This window comes from Streptomyces venetus, from assembly GCF_039540295.1.
Lineage (GTDB): Bacteria > Actinomycetota > Actinomycetes > Streptomycetales > Streptomycetaceae > Streptomyces > Streptomyces venetus.
Genome location: NZ_BAABET010000012.1, coordinates 89,960 through 105,182 on the forward strand (window position 1 = coordinate 89,960; position 15,223 = coordinate 105,182).

The 15,223-nt window shown below is 69.8% G+C and carries 12 protein-coding genes; 5 read left to right on the top strand and 7 right to left on the bottom strand.

Annotated elements, in window-relative coordinates; all coding sequences use genetic code 11:
- Positions 1-26 precede the first annotated feature (26 nt).
- Both ABEA82_RS32635 and ABEA82_RS32640 read left to right on the top strand, forming a co-directional pair.
- Positions 27-1,613, top strand: coding sequence for a Na+/H+ antiporter (locus ABEA82_RS32635; protein WP_345665330.1), 1,587 nt, complete (start codon positions 27-29; stop codon positions 1,611-1,613).
- 101 nt (positions 1,614-1,714) lie between these two features.
- Entirely contained in the window at positions 1,715-2,455 is a 741-nt protein-coding gene (locus ABEA82_RS32640; RefSeq protein WP_345665331.1) for an SDR family NAD(P)-dependent oxidoreductase, read from the top strand.
- Between the two features lie 94 nt (positions 2,456-2,549).
- On the opposite strand, the gene ABEA82_RS32645 is transcribed toward ABEA82_RS32640, so the two are convergent.
- Positions 2,550-3,674: a mechanosensitive ion channel family protein gene (locus ABEA82_RS32645; RefSeq protein ID WP_345665332.1), complete on the bottom strand. Its 1,125-nt coding sequence runs from the start codon at positions 3,672-3,674 to the stop codon at positions 2,550-2,552.
- A 62-nt stretch (positions 3,675-3,736) separates the two neighbouring features.
- Here ABEA82_RS32645 and ABEA82_RS32650 point away from each other — a divergent pair, with 62 nt between their 5' ends.
- Positions 3,737-4,351 (top strand): dienelactone hydrolase family protein, encoded by a 615-nt coding sequence (locus ABEA82_RS32650; protein WP_345665514.1) that lies wholly within the window; start codon positions 3,737-3,739, stop codon positions 4,349-4,351.
- A gap of 15 nt (positions 4,352-4,366) precedes the next feature.
- Here the strand turns inward: ABEA82_RS32650 and ABEA82_RS32655 are convergent, their stop codons facing one another.
- From ABEA82_RS32655 to ABEA82_RS32675, 5 genes are all read right to left on the bottom strand, one after another.
- On the bottom strand, positions 4,367-4,723 hold the full coding sequence (locus ABEA82_RS32655; protein WP_345665333.1) for a hypothetical protein: 357 nt from the start codon (positions 4,721-4,723) through the stop codon (positions 4,367-4,369).
- A 113-nt stretch (positions 4,724-4,836) separates the two neighbouring features.
- Positions 4,837-6,507 carry an alkaline phosphatase D family protein gene (locus tag ABEA82_RS32660; RefSeq protein ID WP_345665334.1) on the bottom strand — a complete coding sequence of 557 codons (1,671 nt, stop codon included), beginning with the start codon at positions 6,505-6,507 and terminating at the stop codon, positions 4,837-4,839.
- Between the two features lie 95 nt (positions 6,508-6,602).
- Positions 6,603-7,421 (bottom strand): thioredoxin domain-containing protein, encoded by an 819-nt coding sequence (locus ABEA82_RS32665; protein ID WP_345665335.1) that lies wholly within the window; start codon positions 7,419-7,421, stop codon positions 6,603-6,605.
- A 97-nt stretch (positions 7,422-7,518) separates the two neighbouring features.
- A complete protein-coding gene (locus ABEA82_RS32670) occupies positions 7,519-8,214 on the bottom strand; it encodes a hypothetical protein (RefSeq protein ID WP_345665336.1) in 696 nt (231 codons plus the stop codon).
- Positions 8,215-8,293: 79 nt separating this feature from the next.
- A complete protein-coding gene (locus ABEA82_RS32675) occupies positions 8,294-9,634 on the bottom strand; it encodes a DUF2252 domain-containing protein (protein WP_345665337.1) in 1,341 nt (446 codons plus the stop codon).
- Between the two features lie 216 nt (positions 9,635-9,850).
- On the opposite strand from ABEA82_RS32675, the gene dnaE reads away from it, so the two are divergent.
- Positions 9,851-13,390 (top strand): DNA polymerase III subunit alpha, encoded by a 3,540-nt coding sequence (dnaE, locus tag ABEA82_RS32680; RefSeq protein WP_345665338.1) that lies wholly within the window; start codon positions 9,851-9,853, stop codon positions 13,388-13,390.
- Positions 13,391-13,539: 149 nt separating this feature from the next.
- On the opposite strand, the gene ABEA82_RS32685 is transcribed toward dnaE, so the two are convergent.
- Entirely contained in the window at positions 13,540-13,704 is a 165-nt protein-coding gene (locus ABEA82_RS32685; RefSeq protein ID WP_345665339.1) for a hypothetical protein, read from the bottom strand.
- Positions 13,705-13,926: 222 nt separating this feature from the next.
- Here ABEA82_RS32685 and ABEA82_RS32690 point away from each other — a divergent pair, with 222 nt between their 5' ends.
- Positions 13,927-15,138 carry an NYN domain-containing protein gene (locus ABEA82_RS32690; RefSeq protein WP_345665340.1) on the top strand — a complete coding sequence of 404 codons (1,212 nt, stop codon included), beginning with the start codon at positions 13,927-13,929 and terminating at the stop codon, positions 15,136-15,138.
- The last annotated feature ends 85 nt before the right edge of the window (positions 15,139-15,223 follow it).

The window sequence follows — 15,223 nt, forward strand, 5'->3', positions numbered from 1 at the left end:
CCATTTGACCTCCCGGAGTGCTGACCGTGGATCAGTTGGCCCTGCTGTTCGTGCTGCTGCTCGGGGCCGTGATCAGTGTGCCCGTGGGGGACCGGTTCAACGTGCCGGCGCCGGTGCTGATGACGCTCCTGGGGATAGTCCTCGCGCTGCTGCCGTTCGTGCCGAACGTCGAGATTCCGCCGGACCTGATCCTGCCGCTGCTGCTGCCGCCGCTGTTGTACGCGGCCGTGCGGCGCACCTCGTGGCGGCAGTTCACGGCGAACAAGAGGCCGATCTTCCTGCTCGCCGTGGCACTGGTGTTCGTCACCATGGCCTGTGTGGCCGCCGTGGCCGACGCGATCGTGCCGGGCCTGCCGCTCGCCGCGGCGTTTGCCCTCGGCGCGCTGGTGGCACCGCCCGACCCGGTCGCGGCGACCGCTGTCGCCGGGCAGCTGGGGCTGCCGCGCCGGCTGGTGTCGATCCTGGAGGGTGAGGGGCTCTTCAACGACGTGACGGCCATCGTCCTCTACCACGTGGCGATCGCCGCCGCCGTCAGCGGGACGTTCTCGCCCTGGAGGGCGGGGCTCGATCTGGTGCTGTCGGCCGTGGTGGCGGTGGCCGTGGGCATCGCGCTGGGCTGGGGCGCGAACAAGCTGATGGAACTGCTCGGGGACGCCACGCTCCAGATCGGGCTGACCCTGCTGGTGCCCTACGCCTCGTACGTCATGGCCGAGGAACTGCACGGGTCCGGGGTGCTCGCGGTGCTCACCACCGCGCTGTTCCTCGCGGAGCACGGGGCCGACGCCGACGACGTCATGACGCGGCTGGCGGGGCACACGTTCTGGAACATCGTCGACACGCTCGTCACCGGTGTCGCGTTCGGGTTGGTCGGCCTGGAGCTGCACAACGCCATCCGCACCGCGACCGGCCGATGGGGCGAGCTACTCGGATGGGCGGCGGTGGTGGTGGTCGTCGTCGTACTCGTCCGGCTGCTGTGGCTGCTGCCGGCGACCTGGCTCACCAAACGGCTGCACGCGCGGCGGGACTACGACGAGGACATCCCGGTGAGCTGGCGCGAGACCGTGGTGATGTGGTGGTCGGGGATGCGCGGGGTGGCCTCGGTGGCGCTGGTGCTGGCCATTCCGCTGGAGACGGACGCGGGGGCGCCGTTTCCCAGCCGGGACGAGATCATCTTCATCGCGTTCGGGGTGATCATGGCGACGCTGGTGCTACAGGGGCTGACACTGCCGTGGCTGGTGCGCCGGCTCGGCGTGAAGGCCGACACCGATCACGAGAAGGAGATGGCGAAGGAGCTGGCCGTCCGGGCGTCCAAGGCGGCGAAACACCGGCTCCGGGAGATCGAGGAGACCGAGGAGCTGCCGGAGGAGCTGTCCGAGCAGATGCTGCGGCGGGCCTTCGACATCGGGGTGCGGATCAGTCCCGAGCTGGCCGAGGACGAACGCCGGGAGGCGTACCGGGAGCGGGCGCGGCGGGTGAAGCGGGTCCGGCGGATCCAGCAGGAGATGCTGAGCGCGGCGCGGCACGAGGTGCTGGCGGCGCGGAGCGAGCCCGGGGCGGATCCGGAGGTCGTCGATCGGGTGCTGCGCCATCTCGACGTGCGCAGTCTGAAGTGAGCCGGCCGGCCGCGCGCCGCCCGTGACGCTGCCTCGAGAGGCCGGGGTTCGGCTGGGGGACGGTTGGCCGTCGGCGGCTGACGGGCCGTAAGGTCGTCGGTATGGCACGGAATGTAGTGATCAGTGGTGGAGGTACGGGGATCGGGCTCGCGGCGGCTCGGATGTTCGCCGAGGACGGGGACCGGGTGTTGCTGCTCGGGCGGCGGCCCGAGGTGCTGGAGAAGGCCGCGGTGCCCGGGGCCCTGACGTATGGGGCCGATCTCACCGAGCCGGAGGACGTGCGCGATGTCGCCTCCTTCGTGGAGCGGGAGTTCGGGGCCGTGGACGTGCTCGTGCACAGCGCCGGGGGCAGCGGGCTGCTGGAACCGGATCCCGGGAACGACGACCCCCTCGCGGCCGTCGCCCATACCTGGACCGTGAACTTCCGGCTCAACACCCTGACCGCCGTCCTCCTCACCGAGGCACTGAAGCCGCGGCTCGCCGAACCCGGCGGGCGCGTGCTGTTCCTCGGCTCCATCGCCGCCTACCGAGGTTCCGGGAGCGGGGCCTACGCGGCGGCCAAGGCCGGTCTGCACCCCTACGCCCACGATCTCGCCCGCGAACTGGGACCACGCGGCATCACGGTGAACGTGGTCGCGCCCGGCTACATCGAGGACACCGAGTTCTTCGGAGACGCGATGGACGAGGAGCGCCGGGCACGGCTGGTCGGCGAGACCTCGACGGGGCGGGCCGGCACCCCCGGGGACGTCGCCGGGACCCTGCACTGGCTCGCCTCCCCGGCCGCCGGGCACATCACCTCGCAGATCATCCAGGTCAACGGCGGAGCCGAGCGCGGTCACTGACCCGTGCGAGGACGGCCCCCCATGCCAGAGGACGGCCGCCCACACAAGAGGACGGCCGCCCGCGTCACGGGCAGCCGTCCTCGTCGCTCCGTCCTCAGCGTTCCGTGCGTCCCGAGCTGTGGTAGCGCCGCTGCTGGTGCGGCACGCCGTCCGGGGACGGGCGGTGGCCGTCCGGGGAGGGCGGCAGGACCGCGTCCGCCGTGTTCACCCGGGGCAGGGCGTACGGATGCTCGTCGGCCAGCCAGCGGACCATCTGCTCGCGGACCGTGACCCGTACGGTCCATATGTCGTCGGCGTCCTTCGCGGTCACCAGGGCCCGCACCTGCATGGTGTTCGGGGTGGTGTCCGTGACGGTCAGGTTGTAGGCGCGGCCGTCCCAGGCCGGGCACTCCCGCAGGATGTCGCGGAGCTTGTCGCGCATCGCCTCGACGGGGGCCGTGTGGTCGAGGTGCCAGAAGACGGTGCCGGTCATCTGCGGGGTGCCGCGCGACCAGTTCTCGAACGGCTTGGACGTGAAGTACGAGACCGGCATCGTGATCCGGCGCTCGTCCCAGGTGTTGACCGTCAGGAACGTCAGGGTGATCTCCTCGACCGTCCCCCATTCCCCGTCCACCACCACGGTGTCCCCCATGCGCACCATGTCGCCGAAGGCGATCTGGAACCCCGCGAACATGTTGCTGAGCGTGGACTGGGCGGCGACACCGGCGACGATGCCGAGGATGCCGGCCGAAGCCAGCAGCGAGGCACCCGCCGCCCGGAAGGCAGGGAACGTCAGCAGCATGCTCGCCGCGGCCACCACGCCGACGACCGCGGACACCACCCGCATGATCAGTGTCACCTGGGTGCGCACCCGGCGGACCCTGGCCGGGTCGCGGTGGGCCCTGGCACTGGCGTACCGGCTGTACGACGTCTCGACGATCGCAGCCGCGATACGGATCACCAGCCACGCGGTCGACCCGATCAGCACCAGGGTCAGCGCCTGGCCGATGCCCTCGCGGCGCGCCTCCAGCAGCTGAGCCTCGTCGTACGACCCTCTCAGCAGGGCCGCCAGGAGGACGAGCTGGTAAGGGATGCGGCCACGGCGCAGCAGCCCCCACAGCGGGGTCTCGTGGTGCCGTTCGTCGGCCTTGCGCAGCAGGAAGTCGCTGGCCCAGCCGATCACTAGCGTGAGCACGACCGAGCCACCGACCACGATCAGCGGTCGTAGCAGGTTTTCCATGCCCCCGAACCTAACCGGCTCCCGGGGTGCATGAACATGTGACTTCTGCGGCGCCCTGGGTAGTGCCGCCGAGCCGGGTTGTCACACCCCGCTGGCACCATGGCCTCATGAACATCATGCTCTTTCACTCGACGCAGGGGCTGCGGCCCGCGGTGCGCCAGGCCGCTGACAGACTGCGAGCGGCCGGACACGAGGTGTGGACCCCCGACCTCTTCGACGGGCGTACGTTCGACACGGTCGAGGAGGGGATGGAGCACAACGAGAAGATCGGCAAGGACGAGCTGCTGAAGCGGGCCGTGCTGGCCGCCGCGCCCTACTCGGAGCGCGGGCTGGTGTACGCGGGGTTCTCGCTCGGCGCCTCCATCGCACAGACCCTCGCCCTCGGCGACGAGAAGGCGCGCGGCCTGCTGCTCCTGCACGGCACGTCGGACATCGCGCCGGGCGTCACCGCGGAGGACCTGCCGGTCCAGCTGCACGTGGCGGAGCCGGACCCCTTCGAGACGGACGACTGGCTGAGCGCCTGGTACCTCCAGATGGGCCGCACCGGCGCCGACGTGGAGGTGTACCGGTACGCCGGGGCCGGTCACCTCTACACCGACCCCGACCTGCCCGACTACGACGAGGAGGCCGCCGAGGCCACCTGGCGGGTGGCGCTCGGCTTCCTCGACAGCCTGTAGCCGACCTCGGCTCCGCTAACCGGGGAAGCACTCCTTGGGCGGGTGGACCTGCGAGGCGAAGTGCCCGGACCACACCCAGCCCACCGGGTGCGAGTCATAGATCCGGAACCACATGTTCCCGGAGGGGGTCTTCGTGGTCGAGCACTGGATGCGCTCCTTGGTGCCCGCCCGGTCCACGCGGTACCGATGCGACGAGGAGGAGGGCTCCGCGTAGACAGGGGCACCGCCCGGGCTCAGCACGGACAGGGTGACGTAGGCCGGTGCCGCGGCGGCCGAGTCCTTCGCCTGGGCGGCAGAGGCGGTGCCGCCGGCTATGGCCAGGGCGGCCATGATGACCGCGGACTTCTTCAAGACGCCTTGGGGGGTCGCCATGAGGCTCCTCTCGGATGAGTGTCGGAACGCTGACGCGTCGTCAACTACAGAGAAAGACGTAAGCGACCCCCGGCAGGTTGTCGACTTCGATCTCCTTTTTCGTAGACGGCGGCTCACACGGGGTCGTAGACGCGCTCCACCTTCTGCGTGCCGCTGCGCGTGCGGTACGAGCGGGCCCACGCGGCCGTGGCGTCGCGTTTCGTGCGGTCGGAGACGACGTAGTAGTCCATCTGCGCGCGCTCGGCCGTGATGTCCAGGACGCCGTAGCCGTGGCGGTCGGTGTCGACCCAGTGGACATGGCGGTTGGCGGCGCGGATGGCGGGTGAGGCGACGGCCGAGACCGTGCCTTCGGGGACCTTGACGAGGTCGTCGAGGTTGTCCGAGGTGACCGAGGTGACGACGAACTCCGTGGCGGCCGACGGCGACAGCGGATAGGTGCCGGCGTCCACCGGCACGTCGTTGGCCCACGCCATGTGGATGTCGCCGGTGAGGAAGACGGTGTTGCGGATCGCGTTCGCACGCAGATGGGCGAGGATCTCGCGGCGGTCGTCGGTGTAGCCGTCCCACTGGTCGGTGTTGAGGGCGAGTCCCTCCTGCGGCAGGCCGAGCAGCTTGGCGAGGGGCTTCAGCAGGTGGGCGGAGAGCGAGCCGATGGCGAACGGCGAGATCATCACCGAGTTGCCGACCAGGCGCCAGGTCGTGTCGGAGGCCTTCAGGCCCGACTTGAGCCAGTCGAGCTGGGCGCGGCCGGTGAGTGTGCGGTCCGGGTCGTCGACCTCGCCGTTGCCGACCTTCACCTGCTGGGAGCGGAAGGACCGCAGGTCCAGCAGTGAGAGGTCGGCCAGCTTGCCGAAGCGCAGCCGGCGGTAGGTGGTGCCCGCGAGTGCCGGGCGTACCGGCATCCACTCGAAGTAGGCCTGCTTGGCCGCGGCCTGACGGGCGGACCAGGCGCCCTCCGCGCCCTCGGTGTGGTTCTCGGCGCCGCCCGACCAGGTGTCGTTGGCGAACTCGTGGTCGTCCCAGATCGCCACGACCGGGGCCGTCGCGTGCAGTGCCTGGAGGTCCGGGTCGGTCTTGTACCGCGCGTGCCGGACGCGGTAGTCGGCGAGCGTGACGATCTCGTGCGCCGGGGCGTGCGGGCGTACGACCGTGCCGCGGGTGGCGTACTCGCCGGTGCCGTACTCGTAGATGTAGTCGCCGAGGTGCAGCCAGGCGTCCAGGTCGCCGCGGCCCGCGAGATGGCGGTACGGGGAGAACCAGCCGGCCTCCCAGTTGGCGCAGGAGACCACGCCGAAGCGGAGGTTGGTGACGGCCACGTCGGCCGCCGGGGCGGTGCGGGTGCGGGCGGCGGGGGAGTCGGTACCACCGGCGGAGAAGCGGAACCAGTAGTCGGTGGCAGGCCGCAGCCCGCGGATGTCGGCCTTCACGGTGTGGTCGGAGGCGGCGGTCGCGGTGGTGGACCCCTTGGCGACGACCGTGGTGAACGCCTTGTCCTCGGCGACGACCCAGCTCACCTCGGTGTCCGGGCCGAGCCCGGAGCCCGGTATGGCCTCCGGGACGGGCGTCACACGGGTCCACAGCAGGATGCCGTCCGGCAGCGGGTCACCGGAGGCGACGCCGTGCAGGAAGGCGGGGGCCTGGCCGGCGGCGCGCGCGGGCAGGGTCGCCGCCAGCGGTCCGGCCAGGACAGCGGTCGCCGCCGCGGCCTTGACGACCGTACGGCGGCGCGGGGTGAGGGAGTTGAGGCCCTCTGACGTCTTCGATGATCTGTGTCGACTGGTCACGACCGATCAGGTTACTGATCGGTATGCACCAGAGCGGGCGAACTCGGAAAGTTCGCCCGCTCTTCACGCGGTGGTGGGTCCCTGACCCGCCGTCACTACTTCTTGAGGGCCTCGCCCACGACCCGGTTGAAGTCGGCCACCGTCATCAGCGGCGTGCCCTGGCTGTCGGCCGTGAGCTGCTTGCCGTCCATGACGAAGCCCGGGGTGCCCTTCACCCCGTCCTTGTTGTCGTCGAAGGTCTTCGACATGGCCATCGCCCAGGCGTCGTAGGTGCCCTTCTCGACCGCGTCCTGGAACTTCTTGTTGCCCTTCAGCTCCGGGACGGTGTTCGCGACCTTGATCAGGTAGCTGTCGTCCTTGAACTTGTCGGTCGTCTCGTCCGGGTGGTACTTCGCCGAGTACAGCGCGGCCTTGTAGTCGAGGAACGCCTGGTCGCTCACGTTCAGCGCGGCGCCCAGGGCGCTCAGGGCGTTCTTGGAGCCCTCGCCGTTGTCCTTGTTGTCGATGAACGTGGCGCCGACGAACTGCATCTTGAACTTGCCGTCGTCGATGTCCTTCTTCACGGTCGAGCCGACGGTCTGCTCGAACTGGGCGCAGACGGGGCAGCGCGGGTCCTCGTAGATCTTCAGGGTCTTCTTGGCCGAGTCCTTGCCGATGACGACCGTGGTGCCGTCGGTGCCGGTGGTGTTGGCGGGGGTGACGACCTTCTCGTCCTTCACCGCCTCCCAGTGCGTGGGCTTGTTGGCCTGGACGACCGCGTAACCGATGCCGCCGGCTATCGCCAGGACACCGACGATGGAGCAGGCGACGACGATCTGCCGCTTGGCCTTCGCCCGCTTGGCCTCGCGCTCGCGCTCGGCGCGCAGCCGCTCGCGGGCCGCCGTCTTCGCCGCCTGGCTGTTCCGCTTGCTCATGGTGATGTTCTCCGTAAGGGGACGCGCACACGTCGTGTGCGGAATACGTAAGGGGGACTGCTCGTGCTCGGAAGTGCCGTGCGTGAGGGCGGGTGCCTCAGGCGAAGGCGGGCGAGCACGGCGGTCCACGCCGTCCCAGGGAGTACGCGAGGACCAGGTCGCGGGCGGTCGACGTGCGATCCGCGGCCCGCGACGGCAGCCGGCGCCCGGCGGGGGCCCGCCGTACCGCCACCGCGGCGACCGCCAGCAGCAGCGGCCGGAACGTCGTCGCCGTGACCGCCCGCAGCAGCTGGGCCAGCGCCCGCTCGCCGCGGCGCAGCCAGACGGCGGCGACGAGGCCGACGCCGACGTGCGCGCCGAGCAGCAGCCAGGCGGTGCCCGGGTCGGCGTGCGCGACCGCGGCCGCGAGCCGGTCCGTGCCGGTGGCCCCGGCCATCCTGGCCAGCGGCGTGCCGACCTCGCCGCCCCCGCACAGCACGTCCAGGCCGACCGACCGCAGCGGGCCGGCCACCGGGCCGCCCGCCCGGCCGTAACAGGCGTGCTGCCCCGTGGTGAACACCGTGTCGGCGGCCAGTTCCAGCGGGATCAGCAGGGCCGCGATCCGCCCGAAGGAGCGCTCGCGGCCCGCCAGGGCGTACGCGATCACGAACACGGCGGTGGCGACCGCGGCCACCGTGCCCACCGGCAGCGGGGCCTGGGACAGCAGGACGTGCGACGCGGTGCTGAGCGTCACGACCACGGCCGTGAACAGCGCCGCGCGCACGGCTCTGAGCTGGATCCCGGATATGTCCATAGCGAAAGGAGAGTCTGTCACGGAGACCGGTAAGGGACCCTTAAAGGATGCCTGTGAGGGCGCGGACGGCCAAAGCCACCTACAGACCCGGAATCCTTCCGTTGCGGAACAGGTCCACGAAGGTCCGGTGGTCGGCACGCGCGCGTGCGCCGTAGCCGTGCGCGAAGTCGACCAGCAGCGGCGCGAAGCCCTCCTCGTCGGCCGCGATCGCCGCGTCGATGGCCCGCTCCGTGGAGAACGGCACCAGGGACTCCCCGGACTGGTCGTCCGCCGCCGAGTGCATCGTGGCCGTGGCCCGGCCGAGGTCGGCCACCACCTGGGCGATCTCCTCCGCCTCGTCGATGTCGCCCCAGTCGAGATCCACCGCGTACGGCGAGATCTCGGCGACCAGCTGGCCCGCGCCGTCCAGCTCGGTCCAGCCCAGCCACGGGTCGGCGTGCGCCTGGAGGGCGCGCTGGGAGATGACCGTGCGGTGCCCCTCGTGCTGGAAGTAGTCGCGGATCGCCCGGTCCGTGATGTGCCGGGAGACCGCCGGGGTCTGGGCCTGCTTGATGTAGATCACGACATCGTTCTCCAGGGCGTCGCTGTGGCCCTCGAGGAGGATGTTGTACGACGGCAGCCCCGCCGAGCCGATGCCGATGCCGCGGCGGCCCACGACGTCCTTCACGCGGTAGGAGTCCGGGCGGGCCAGCGAGCTGTCCGGCAGGGTCTCCAGGTAGCCGTCGAAGGCGGCGAGCACCTTGTAGCGGGTGGCCGCGTCCAGCTCCACCGAGCCGCCGCCCGGTGCGAAACGGCGCTCGAAGTCACGGATCTCCGTCATCGAGTCCAGCAGGCCGAACCGGGTCAGCGAGCGGGCGTCACGCAGCGCGTCCAGCAGCGGGCCCTGCGCGGTGTCCAGCGTGAACGGCGGCACCTCGTCGCTCTTGGCACCGGTGGCCAGGGCATGGATCCGCTCGCGGTAGGCGATCGCGTAGATCCGCACCAGCTCGGAGATCTGCTCGTCGCTGAGCGCCTTCGCGTACCCGATCAGGGCGATGGACGCGGCGAAGCGCTTGAGGTCCCAGGTGAAGGGGCCGACGTAGGCCTCGTCGAAGTCGTTGACGTTGAAGATCAGGCGGCCGTTGGCGTCCATGTACGTGCCGAAGTTCTCCGCGTGCAGGTCGCCGTGGATCCACACGCGCGAGGTGCGCTCGTCCAGGTAGGGACCGCCCCGCTTCGACCCGACGGAATCGTTCGCAGCCAGGTCGTGGTAGAAGAGGCACGCCGTGCCCCGGTAGAAGGCGAAGGCCGAGGCCGCCATCTTCCGGAACTTCACGCGGAACGCGGCCGGGTCGGCGGCCAGGAGCTCGCCGAAGGCGGTGTCGAAGACGGCGAGGATCTCCTCACCGCGGTGCTCGTCGTCGAGCTGCGGGAACGACATCGCTGGGTGCCTCCTGGTGCATACGTCTGGGGACGGCAGGTCCGTCCTCCGCCTAACGTGCGGTGGTCCGCGGGAGTGCCCGCGACCCTCGCACGAAGGTACGCGGGGCAGCCCCCCGAGTGTCAGTGCCGGGGCATAGACTTCGACGCTGTCCCCCAGACTGTCCGCAGCCTGTCGGACCCCATTGGTCGTATGTTTTTCCTGGAGGCCGCAGCCGTGTCAAAGCCGCCGTTCACGCACCTGCACGTCCACACCCAGTACTCGCTGCTGGACGGTGCCGCGCGGCTGAAGGACATGTTCAACGCGTGCAACGAGATGGGCATGTCGCACATCGCCATGTCCGACCACGGCAACCTCCACGGGGCCTACGACTTCTTCCACTCCGCGCAGAAGGCCGGGGTCACCCCGATCATCGGGATCGAGGCGTACGTGGCGCCCGAGTCCCGCCGCAACAAGCGCAAGATCCAGTGGGGCCAGCCGCACCAGAAGCGGGACGACGTCTCGGGTTCCGGTGGTTACACCCACAAGACGATGTGGGCGGTGAACAGTACCGGCCTGCACAACCTCTTCCGGCTGTCCTCCGACGCGTACGCCGAGGGCTGGCTCCAGAAGTGGCCCCGGATGGACAAGGAGACCATCGCCCAGTGGTCCGAGGGGATCGTCGCCTCCACCGGCTGCCCCTCCGGCGAGGTTCAGACCCGGCTGCGCCTCGGCCACTTCGACGAGGCCCTGAAGGCCGCCGCCGACTACCAGGACATCTTCGGCAAGGACCGCTACTTCCTGGAGCTGATGGACCACGGCATCGAGATCGAGCGCCGGGTCCGTGACGGTCTGCTGGAGATCAGCAAGAAGCTCGGCATCCCCCCGCTGGTCACCAACGACTCGCACTACACGTACGCGCACGAGGCGTCCGCCCACGACGCCCTGCTGTGCATCCAGACCGGCAAGAACCTCTCCGACCCCGACCGCTTCAGGTTCGACGGCACCGGCTACTACCTGAAGTCCACGGAGGAGATGTACGCCATCGACTCCTCGGACGCCTGGCAGGAGGGCTGCGCCAACACCCGGCTGATCGCCGAGATGGTCGACACCACGGGCATGTTCCAGAAGCGCGACCTCATGCCCAAGTTCGACATCCCCGAGGGGTACACCGAGGTCAGCTGGTTCCGCGAGGAGACCATGCGCGGCATGCACCGCCGCTTCCCGGACGGCATCCCGGACGACCGCATGAAGCAGGTCGAGTACGAGATGGACACCATCATCTCGATGGGCTTCCCGGGCTACTTCCTCGTGGTCGCCGACTTCATCATGTGGGCCAAGAAGCAGGGCATCGCGGTCGGCCCCGGCCGAGGCTCCGCGGCCGGCTCGATCGTCGCCTACGCCCTCGGCATCACCGACCTCGACCCCATCCCGCACGGCCTGATCTTCGAGCGGTTCCTCAACCCCGAGCGCATCTCCATGCCCGATGTCGACATCGACTTCGACGAGCGCCGGCGCGTCGAGGTGATCCGGTACGTGACGGAGAAGTACGGCGCCGACAAGGTCGCCATGATCGGCACGTACGGCACCATCAAGGCCAAGAACGCGATCAAGGACTCCGCGCGCGTACTGGGCTACCCCTACGCGATGGGCGACCGCCTCACCAAGGCCATGCCCGCCGACGTCCTCGGCAAGGGCATCAACCTCGACGGCATCACCAACCCCGAGCACCCCCGCTACTCGGAGGCGGGCGAGATCCGGGGGATGTACGAGAACGAGCCCGACGTGAAGAAGGTCATCGACACCGCCAAGGGCGTCGAGGGCCTGGTCCGGCAGATGGGTGTGCACGCCGCCGGCGTGATCATGTCCAGCGAGACCATCACCGACCACGTGCCCGTCTGGGTCAGGCACACGGACAACGTCACCATCACCCAGTGGGACTACCCGAGCTGCGAGTCGCTCGGCCTGCTGAAGATGGACTTCCTGGGTCTGCGCAACCTGACGATCATGGACGACGCCGTCAAGATGGTGAAGTCCAACAAGGGGATCGACATCGATCTCCTGAGCCTCCCGCTCGACGACCCCACGACCTTCGAACTGCTCCAGCGCGGCGACACCCTCGGCGTCTTCCAGTTCGACGGCGGTCCCATGCGGTCCCTGCTCCGGCTGATGAAGCCGGACAACTTCGAAGACATCTCCGCCGTGTCGGCCCTGTACCGCCCGGGCCCGATGGGCATGAACTCGCACACCAACTACGCCCTCCGCAAGAACGGCCAGCAGGAGATCACGCCGATCCACAAGGAGCTCGAAGAGCCCCTCAGGGAGGTCCTGGACGTCACCTACGGCCTGATCGTCTACCAGGAGCAGGTGCAGAAGGCCGCCCAGATCATCGCCGGCTACTCGCTCGGCGAGGCCGACATCCTCCGCCGCGTCATGGGCAAGAAGAAGCCCGAGGAACTGGCGAAGAACTTCGTCCTCTTCCAGGAGGGCGCCCGCAAGAAGGGTTACAGCGACGAGGCCATCCAGGCCCTCTGGGACGTGCTGGTCCCCTTCGCCGGCTACGCCTTCAACAAGGCGCACTCCGCGGCGTACGGACTCGTCTCGTACTGGACGGCCTACCTCAAGGCGAACCACCCCGCCGAGTACATGGCCGCGCTTCTGACCTCGGTGAAGGACGACAAGGACAAGTCGGCCGTCTACCTCAACGAGTGCCGCCGCATGGGCATCAAGGTGCTCCCGCCGGACGTCAACGAGTCGATGTCCAACTTCGCCGCCCAGGGCGACGACGTGATCCTCTTCGGCCTCTCCGCCGTCCGCAACGTCGGTACGAACGTCGTCGAGTCGATCATCAGGTGCCGCAAGGCCAAGGGGAAGTACGTCTCCTTCCCGGACTACCTCGACAAGGTGGAGGCGGTGGTCTGCAACAAGCGCACCACCGAATCGCTGATCAAGGCCGGCGCCTTCGACGCCATGGGCCACACCCGCAAGGGCCTGACCGCGCACTACGAACCCATGATCGACAACGTGGTCGCGGTCAAGCGCAAGGAGGCCGAGGGGCAGTTCGACCTCTTCGGCGGCATGGGCGAGGACGAGAGCAGCGAGCCGGGCTTCGGACTCGACGTGGAGTTCTCCCCCGACGAGTGGGACAAGACCTATCTGCTCGCCCAGGAGCGGGAGATGCTCGGTCTGTACGTCTCCGACCACCCGCTGTTCGGCCTGGAGCACATCCTGTCCGACAAGGCCGACGCGGGCATCTCCCAGCTGACCGGAGGCGACTACTCCGACGGCTCCGTGGTGACCATCGGCGGCATCATCTCCGGCCTCCAGCGCAAGATGACCAAACAGGGCAACGCCTGGGCCATCGCCACCGTCGAGGATCTCGCCGGCTCGATCGAGTGCATGTTCTTCCCCGCGACCTACCAGCTCGTCTCGACCCAACTCGTCGAGGACGCGGTGGTGTTCGTCAAGGGCCGCCTCGACAAGCGTGAGGACATCCCGCGGCTCGTCGCGATGGAGCTGATGGTGCCGGACCTGTCGAACGCGGGCACCAACGCGCCCGTGATCCTCACCATCCCCGCCACCCGGGTCACACCGCCGCTGGTCAGCCGCCTGGGCGAGGTCCTCAGTCACCACAAGGGCGACAGCGAGGTCCGGATCAAGCTCCAGGGACCCACCAAGACGACCGTGCTGCGTCTGGACCGGCACCGGGTGAAGCCCGACCCGGCGCTCTTCGGCGACCTGAAGGTGCTGCTCGGGCCGTCCTGCCTGGCGGGCTGACGCAGGGCTCCAGGACTCCAGGGCTCCAGGGGCTCCAGGGGCTCCTGGACAGGGAGCCGGAGAGCTCTCGACGCGCCTGAGGGGCGTACCCGGTACCGGGGTACGCCCCTCACGCATGTGCGGGGGTCTCAACGACCGTCCCACAGATGTCAGTTGTGGCCGAAGCTGCGCTTCCGCTTGTGGGAGGCCACGTCGCCGGGGGTCATCTCGGCCTCGGGCTGGGGCTCCGCCTCCGCCGCGGGACGGCGGTCCGCCCGCTGTCCGCGCTCGGTCGGACGCTGCTGCTTACGGTCACGGTTCTTGTTCTTGGCCATGGTGATGCCTCCTGTGGGGGATCTAGGGGCCAGGGCCGGGACCAGATTCACACAGGCCGACAACGATCGCATGTCGGACAATTACCGTGCGTGACAGGGGCGGTCGCTGCGGGAACCTCCGAAACGCCACGCCGAAGATCGAGTTCCGGCCGTTAACCTCCGCGCCGTCGGGCAGACTCGAAGCAAGCCCGAAACAAACCTCCTGGGAAGAGGGTGAGTCGCGTGGACCGCTGCATCGTCCTGGTGGACGCCGGGTATCTGCTGGGAGCCGCGGCGAGTCTCCTCGCCGGGGAACCCTCCCGCTCCCGGATCACCGTCGACCACGCCGCCCTCATCCAGGGGCTGCGCGAACGCGCCGAGTCGGACACGCAGCAGCCACTGCTGCGTATCTACTGGTTCGACGGCGCCCCCGACCGCGTCCCGCAACCCGAGCACCGCAGGCTGCGCGTGATGCCCCGGGTCACCGTCCGGCTCGGCGCGCTGACCCGCAGCGACGGCCGCTGGGCGCAGAAGGGCGTGGACGCCGCCATGCACGCCGAACTCACCGAACTGGCCCGCAACCGCGCCTGCTCCGACGTCGTCCTCGTCACCGGCGACGGCGACCTGCTGCCCGGCATGATGGCCGCCAAGGAGCACGGCGTCGCCGTCCACCTGTGGGCCGTCCAGGCCGCCGACGGCGACTACAACCAGTCGGAGGACCTGGTCGCCGAGGCCGACGAACGGCGCGTGCTGGACCGTGCGTGGATCACCAAGGCGGTCCGCGCCAAGGAGTACAACGGGGTGTGCGCCCCGCAGCCCGTGCCCCGCCCCGAGATCGCCGCGATCCTCTCCGCGCCGCTGCCCGACTCCGCCCTCGCCGCCGCGGCCGAGCGGCCCGCGCCGCAGCCCCCGCACCCGGCGGCCGGCACCGGGCAGGACGGCACGGAGGAGCGGCTGCCCGCCGCCAAAGGGGTTCCCACGCCCAAGGACCTGGCCGCCCTGCGTGGCCCCGGCGTCCAGCCCGCCCAGCACCCCGCCTCCGCAACCCTCCGCTGGTCCTCCGACAAAGGCTGGGTCGACCGGCCCACGGCCGAGCCCCCCGAGGCCGCCTCGATGCCGACGCTCGCCCAGCTGACCACGGCCGAGCAGCGCTGGGCCGACCGCGAGGAGGACATCACCACGGTCGGCGGCGACCCCTACGAGGTCGGGCAGGTCTTCGCCCGGCGCTGGGTGGAACGCCTCGGCGACCAGACCCACCTGCAGAAGCTGTCCGGCATGTACCCGCGCATCCCGCACCGCGTGGACGGGGAGCTGCTGCGCTACGCCGCCCGTTTCGGCCTGCTCGCCCACAAGGACGACCAGATCGACGAACGGGACCGCTACGCCATCCGGGGCGGATTCTGGAAGGAGATCAGCGTGCGCACGGGCGTGGAGCACGCACCCGTCGGCGACTGACGTTCTCGCCGACGGATTTCCCGCCCCGGACCGACCCGGGAGCGGACCGGGGCGCCCGACCCCGTAGTCTCGTCCCTTGTGAGTA